This is a genomic window from Streptomyces sp. NPDC056486, from assembly GCF_042795295.1.
GTDB lineage: Bacteria > Actinomycetota > Actinomycetes > Streptomycetales > Streptomycetaceae > Streptomyces.
The window spans coordinates 1-6194 of record NZ_JBHTSF010000287.1; the positions used below are offsets into that span (position 1 = coordinate 1).

Sequence of the window (6194 nt, forward strand, 5' to 3'; positions counted from 1 at the left end):
TGCCAACCGCCGCTCCGCGCTCCTGCGCGGGGCGGCGGTTGGGCTATGAAGGAGACATGCAGATGACGACGGACCCCAGCGCGCCCTGGCTGATCGTGGGTCTGGGCAATCCAGGCCCTGGGTACGCCATGAACCGGCACAACGTGGGCTTCATGGTGGCCGATCTCCTCGCGGAGCGGATCGGCGGCTCGTTCAAGCGGAGCGGGCGTGCGCAGGCGCAGGTGCTTGAGGGCCGGATCGGTCCTGCGGGCCCGGCGAGCCGTCGTGTCGTCCTGGCGAAGCCGATGTCGTACATGAACGTGTCGGGCGGTCCCGTGACGGCGCTGCGTGACTTCTACAAGGTGCCGACCGCGAACATCGTCGCGGTCCACGACGAGCTGGACATCGACCACGGCACGCTGCGGCTGAAGCTGGGCGGCGGCGACAACGGCCACAACGGTCTGAAGTCGATGACGAAGGCGATGGGCCCGGACTACCACCGGGTGCGGTTCGGGATCGGGCGTCCGCCGGGGCGGATGCAGGTGGCGGACTTCGTACTGAAGGACTTCTCGTCGGCGGAGCGCAAGGAACTGGGCTACTTCGTGGACCGGGCGGCGGATGCTGCCGAGGCGCTGGTGATCGAGGGGTTGGAGCGGGCGCAGAGCTCGTACAACTCCTGAGCTGTTGACTCGGCGCAGCGCTATGGCCAAGGATCGCCGCCATGAACGCGCTGCTGCTCCTACGCCGGACGGCGATGGGCGGGCTCGCGGTGCTGCTGCTTGTCGCGGGCGTCTGGGCGTCCTGGGGCACGGCGCGGCACGTGATGCTCTCCGATGAGCGTGAGCAGGGCACGATGCGGGTTTCGCGCTGCTCGTCCGACGACTGCTCCGGGCCGTACGTCCCCTCGTCCGCCGGCTCCAAGGCGCGCGAGCGGGTCGTGATCGACCGCTCGATCGGGGAGAAGAAGGGGGTGCGGATTCCGGTGGTCGTGAAGCCGGGTACCTCCGAGGTCGTCCGCACGGGTGGGCCCGGGTTCCTCCATGCGTGGCTTCCCCTCGGCGGGGCGCTACTGCTGTCCGCGGTGGTGGTGGCCGGTGGGCTGCGCATGCCCCGCACGGCGTGGGCCCTGGCCTTGGCGGGCGGCGCCCTCTTGACGGCGTCTTTCGCGACGCTGGCGTTCTGACGACGGAACTGGCTGCGGCCGGGGTACGGCGCAGGCCGGGGAGGGGCGCCCGCCCAGTAAGGCAAGGCGCCCCGCCGGTGAGAATCAGCCCGTGTTGCGCAGCCCCGCAGCCACGCCGTTGACGGTGAGGAGAAGCGCGCGGCCCAGCAGGGGGTCCGCTTCCTCGCCCGCCGCAGCCGCGTCCCGCTGACGCTTCAGGAGCGCTACCTGGAGGTAGGAGATCGGGTCCAGGTAGGCGTCGCGGATGCCGAAGGTCTGCTGCAGCTCCGGGTGGGAGCTGAGCAGTTCCTCGCCGCCGGTGATCCGCAGAACTTCCTGCACCGTCAGCGCGTGCTCCGCCTCGATCACGTCGAAGACGTGCTTCAGCTCGTCCGGGACGAGCGTGTCCACGTAGTGGCGGGCGATCCGCAGGTCCGTCTTCGCCAGGGTCATCTCGACGTTCGAGAGGAAGTTCCGGAAGAAGTGCCAGTGCTCCTGCATCTCGCCGAGCACGGTGTCCAGACCGGCTTCCCGCAGCGCCTTGAGGCCCGAGCCGACGCCGAACCAGCCCGGCACGATCTGCCGCGACTGGGTCCAGCCGAAGACCCACGGGATGGCGCGCAGGCCGTCGAGCGAGACGCCCGAGCCGGGGCGGCGCGATGGCCGGGAGCCGAGGTGCAGGTCGGCGAGCTGGTCGACCGGCGTCGACGCGAGGAAGTACGTCGGCAGGTCCGGGTCCTCGACCAGCTTGCGGTACGCGGAGTGCGCGGCGTCCGAGACGAGGTCCATCGCCGCGTCCCAGCGGGCAAGCGCCTCGTCCGACTGACGGGGAGCCGTGTGCAGGGCGGAGGCCTGCAGCGTGGCGGCGACCGTCAGCTCCAGGTTCTCCCTGGCCAGCGAGGGCACGAGGTACTTGTCGGAGATGACCTCGCCCTGCTCGGTCACCTTGATCTCGCCCTCGAGGGTGCCCCAGGGCTGAGCCAGGATCGCGTCGTGCGAGGGACCGCCGCCGCGCCCGACCGTGCCGCCACGGCCGTGGAAGAGCCGCAGCCGGACCCCGTAGCGGTGCGCGACGTCACGCAGCCTGCGCTGCGCCCGGTGGATCTCCCACTGCGAGGTGGTGATGCCGCCGAACTTGGACGAGTCCGAGTAGCCGAGCATGACCTCCTGGACGTCGCCGCGGAGCGCGACCAGCTTGCGGTACGACGGGTCGGCGAGCATCTCGTCGAGGATGACGTCGGCGGCGCGCAGCTCGTCCGTCGTCTCAAGGAGCGGCACGATGCCGATCTTCGCCCAGCCCGCGTGCAGGTCGATGAGTCCGGCCTCGCGGGCGAGGACGGACGCAGCGAAGACGTCGTCGGCGCCCTGGCACATGGAGATGATGTAGGACTCGATGACCTCGGGCCCGAAGACCTGCAGGGCCTTCTTGATGGTGAGGAAGACGCCGAGGGTCTTCTCCCCGGCGGCGTCGAGCGGGGCCGGGGACGGGCCGAGCGGCCTGCGCGAGCGCAGTTCCTTGGCGAGCAGCTTCTGCCGGTACTCGCGCGGCATGTCCACGTACCGCCAGGACTCCTCGCCCAGGCGGTCGAAGAGCTGGCCGAGCGCGTGGTGGTGGGCGTCGGCGTGTTCACGTACGTCCATGGTGGCCAGCTGCAGACCGAACGCGGCGAGCGTACGGATCGTGCGGTTCATGCGGCCGTCGGCGAACAGGGCGCCCTTGTGCGCGCGCAGTGACGCCTGGACGAGGGTGAGGTCGTGCAGGAGTTCGCCGGTGCCGAGGTAGTCGCGCCCGTCCTCGTGGGCCGTGCCGCGGGCCAGGCGCTCCTTGGTGTTCTCCAGCTTCTGCCGGATGCAGGTGGCCTTGAGGCGGTAGGGCTCTTCGGCGTTGAGCCGCTTGTAGCGGGGGCTGATCTCGGGCAGCCGCTCGATGTCGAGCTGGAGGGAGGCCTTGAGCTCCTCGGTGGCTCCGGTGTAGCGGATGGAGTTGGAGAGGAAGCCGCGCAGCTCGTCGACAAGGGCGACGGCGTCGTTGATGCCGTGCTCGTGCTGGAGGATCAGGACGTCCCAGGTGACGTCGGGCGTCACGTTCGGGTTGCCGTCGCGGTCGCCGCCGATCCAGGTGCCGAAGGTGAGCGGCCTGGTGCCTTCGGGCAGCTGGACGCCGACCCGCTCCAGCTCGGCGGTGAGGTCTTCGAGTACGTCCCCGACGGCGCCGGCGTGCAGCTCGTCCAGGTAGTAGATGGCGTTGCGTGCCTCGTCCGCGGGCTCCGGACGGACGACGCGCAGCTCGTCCGTCTGCCACACCAGGTCGATGCTCTCGGCGAGGCGGGTGTCGTGGCGGCGCCGGTCGGCCTCGATGACCGGGGTCTCCAGGAGCTCGGCGATGCGGCGCAGCTTGTTGAGGACGGAGCGGCGTGCGGCCTCGGTGGGGTGCGCGGTGAAGACGGGGCGCACGTTGAGGTGCTCCACGGTCTGGCGCAGGTGCTCGGGGTCCGCGTCCTTGAGCCGGTCCGCCGTACGGGCCAGGAGCCCGCCCTCGGCGGCGCGCCGGGCGCGCAGCTCGCGACCGCGGTGGACCTGCTCGGTCACGTTGGCCAGGTGGAAGTACGTGGAGAAGGCGCGGACCAGCTTGGCCGCGGTCTCCAGTTCGGTGCCACCGAGCAGGCGGGCGGCGGCCTCGCCGTCCTCGCGGGTCAGGCTGCGGACCTTCTCGACCAGTTCGAGGAGCTCCGAGCCCTCCTGGCGTACGAGGGTCTCGCCGAGCAGGTCGCCGAGGCGGCGGATGTCGGCGCGCAGCTCGGTGCTGGCTGTGGTCTGGTCGTCGGCACTGCTCACAGGTGCGGCTCCTTGCAGTGTTGAAGCACGTCAGGTCTGGGAGGGGGGTCCCCGGCCGGATAGGAATCCGCGTTCCGGGGGAAATAGAGAGCGGACCGCGCTGTCCGACCGTTCCCAAGGATAGGTGTCACATCGCGGCACGGACTCGCAGCCTCTTGCCGCCGGGTTCCGCGCTGCCATACTTACGACGCCGTAAGTTACGGGACCGTAGATTACGCGGGACCCGTGATCGTGCGCCCGCCGCACTCGCGTCGTGACCCTCAACCCTCGACCCCACAGGGGACGTGCCCATGCCGACATCTTCCGATGCGTATTCCGACACCGATGTGATCGAAGACGCTTCGCGATCGACGACCGACGCCTCGTCGGCGTCCCTTCTGTCCGCGTCGTCCGCGACGCTGGGCGGTGAGCAGAAACGGTCCGTCGAGCAGATGGCGCTGCTTCTGTTCATCACCGTCCCGTTCCTCGCCCTGCTTGCGGCGGTGCCGCTGGTCTGGGGCTGGGGAGTGAGCTGGCTGGACCTCGGCCTGTTGGTGTTCATGTACTACCTGGGCTGCCACGGCATCACGATCGGCTTCCACCGCTACTTCACGCACGGCTCCTTCAAGGCGAAGCGTCCGTTGCGGATCGCGCTCGCCGTGGCGGGGTCGATGGCGGTGGAGGGTCCGCTGGTGCGCTGGGTGGCGGATCACCGCAAGCACCACAAGTTCTCCGACGCGGAGGGCGACCCGCATTCGCCGTGGCGCTTCGGCGAGACGGTCCCGGCCCTGATGAAGGGCCTGTGGTGGGCGCATATCGGATGGATGTTCGATGAGGAGCAGACGTCGCAGGAGAAGTACGCACCGGACCTGATCAAGGATCCGGCGATCCGTATGGTCTCCCGCCAGTTCCTGCTCTGGACGATCATCTCGCTCGCGATCCCGCCGCTGGTCGGCGGCCTGGTGACGATGTCGTGGTGGGGCGCTTTCACGGCGTTCTTCTGGGGCTCCCTCGTCCGGGTGGCCCTGCTCCACCACGTGACGTGGTCGATCAACTCGATCTGCCACGCGGTGGGCAAGCGCCCCTTCAAGTCGCGTGACCGCTCGGGCAACGTGTGGTGGCTCGCGGTCCTGTCCTGCGGCGAGTCCTGGCACAACCTCCACCACGCCGATCCGACGTCGGCGCGGCACGGTGTGCTCAAGGGCCAGGTCGACTCGTCGGCGCGGATCATCCGCTGGTGCGAGCAGCTCGGCTGGGCGACGGACGTGCGCTGGCCTTCAGCGTCACGTATCGATGCCCGCCGGAAGCAGAAGACCGTCGGCGCGGCATGATTGACGACGTGGCGACCGACTCCAGCAATTCCAGCCCCTCCAGCAAAGAGAAGCAGCCCCGGCGTGCGCGCCGGACCCGGATGACGGGTGCCGAGCGCCGGGAGCAGTTGCTGGACATCGGCCGCACGCTCTTCGCCGCCAAGGGCTTCGAGGGCACGTCGGTGGAGGAGATCGCGGCGAAGGCCGGCGTCTCCAAGCCCGTCGTGTACGAGCACTTCGGCGGCAAGGAGGGTCTTTACGCGGTGGTGGTGGACCGCGAGATGCGGGCGCTGCTCGACGGTGTGACGGGGGCGCTGACCGCGGGGCATCCGCGGGAGCTTCTGGAGCAGGCGGCGTTCGCTCTCCTCGACTACATCGAGACCTATACGGACGGCTTCCGCATCCTGGTCCGCGATTCGCCGGTGGCGCAGTCGACAGGCACGTTCGCCTCGCTGATCTCGGACATCGCGACGCAGGTGGAGGACATCCTGGGCCAGGAGTTCAAGACCCGCGGCTTCGACCAGAAACTGGCCCCGCTGTACGCGCAGGCGCTGGTCGGCATGGTGGCGCTCACGGGCCAGTGGTGGCTGGATGCCCGCAAGCCGAAGAAGGCGGAGGTGGCGGCGCACCTGGTGAACCTGGCGTGGCACGGCCTCGACGGGCTCGAGCCCAAGCCTCGCCTTATAGGACACCGCAAGAGCTAGCGCCTGCATGCGGGGGTCTGCGTGACGCGGGTCGCCTGACGCGGGTCTGCGTGACGCGGGCGGGCTCGGATCCGGCACCCTGCGCTGTCGGCGACCCTCGCTGGGCGGGGCTTTGAGCGGGCGCCCTGCGCTGTCCGCACCCCTCTAGACCGCCGCTTCGCGGCGGATGTTCCCCTCCCACCCACCCATGACCCCGGGTAATCGGGTGGGTGGGTGGGAGACATC

5 protein-coding genes are annotated in these 6194 nt (G+C 69.7%); 4 read left to right on the forward strand and 1 reads right to left on the reverse strand.

What is annotated here, in order from left to right; translation table 11 throughout:
* Positions 1–56: 56 nt before the first annotated feature.
* Positions 57–659, forward strand: a complete 603-nt coding sequence (gene pth, locus ACFQ7F_RS45070) for an aminoacyl-tRNA hydrolase (RefSeq protein WP_383285342.1) — start codon at positions 57–59, stop codon at positions 657–659.
* A 41-nt stretch (positions 660–700) separates the two neighbouring features.
* Positions 701–1162 carry a hypothetical protein gene (locus ACFQ7F_RS45075; RefSeq protein WP_383285345.1) on the forward strand — a complete coding sequence of 154 codons (462 nt, stop codon included), beginning with the start codon at positions 701–703 and terminating at the stop codon, positions 1160–1162.
* An 84-nt stretch (positions 1163–1246) separates the two neighbouring features.
* Here the strand turns inward: ACFQ7F_RS45075 and ppc are convergent, their stop codons facing one another.
* The gene (ppc, locus tag ACFQ7F_RS45080) at positions 1247–3976 is read right to left on the reverse strand and encodes a phosphoenolpyruvate carboxylase (RefSeq protein ID WP_383285348.1); all 2730 of its coding nucleotides are present in this window, start codon (positions 3974–3976) and stop codon (positions 1247–1249) included.
* Between the two features lie 290 nt (positions 3977–4266).
* Between ppc and ACFQ7F_RS45085 the strand changes: the two genes are divergently transcribed.
* Entirely contained in the window at positions 4267–5286 is a 1020-nt protein-coding gene (locus tag ACFQ7F_RS45085) for an acyl-CoA desaturase (RefSeq protein ID WP_383285351.1), read from the forward strand.
* The gene (locus ACFQ7F_RS45090) at positions 5283–5969 is read left to right on the forward strand and encodes a TetR/AcrR family transcriptional regulator (RefSeq protein WP_383285354.1); all 687 of its coding nucleotides are present in this window, start codon (positions 5283–5285) and stop codon (positions 5967–5969) included. Before ACFQ7F_RS45085 ends, ACFQ7F_RS45090 begins: the two co-directional genes overlap by 4 nt.
* Positions 5970–6194: the final 225 nt, after the last annotated feature.

Excerpts from the sequence above, each read along its gene's own strand:
- pth (WP_383285342.1), top strand. The coding sequence starts at position 57 with ATGCAGATGACGACGGACCCCAGCGCGCCCTGGCTGATCGTGGGTCTG.
- ACFQ7F_RS45075 (WP_383285345.1), top strand. The coding sequence starts at position 701 with ATGAACGCGCTGCTGCTCCTACGCCGGACGGCGATGGGCGGGCTCGCG.
- ACFQ7F_RS45085 (WP_383285351.1), top strand. The coding sequence starts at position 4,267 with ATGCCGACATCTTCCGATGCGTATTCCGACACCGATGTGATCGAAGAC.
- ACFQ7F_RS45090 (WP_383285354.1), top strand. The coding sequence starts at position 5,283 with ATGATTGACGACGTGGCGACCGACTCCAGCAATTCCAGCCCCTCCAGC.